Raw genomic sequence first — 233 nt, forward strand, 5'->3', positions numbered from 1 at the left:
GAATTGAATTGATTGAATTTAAAAAATACAGGAAATACAGACTTAAAGTAAGAACAAAAGATGCCTGTAATGTGAATTAATTAAAAATAATATCCAAGCAACTTTAAATTTCACAAAAATTATGAAAAGAAAATTATTAGTATTAAGTGGGGTATTGCTGATGACAAGCACAGCAATGTATGCCCAGACCGGAGTAGGGATCAATACCGTTACTCCTGGAACAACCTTGGACG

Annotated in this window: 1 protein-coding gene; it reads right to left on the bottom strand. The window is 32.2% G+C overall.

All coding sequences use genetic code 11. The features are described 5' to 3' along the window. Positions 1 to 42 precede the first annotated feature (42 nt). A partial coding sequence (locus tag SB660_RS24005; protein ID WP_410585135.1) for a hypothetical protein occupies positions 43 to 233 on the bottom strand: 191 nt, incomplete at its 5' end.

The organism is Bacillus sp. SIMBA_005, from assembly GCF_046535585.1.
GTDB lineage: Bacteria > Bacillota > Bacilli > Bacillales > Bacillaceae > Bacillus > Bacillus pumilus.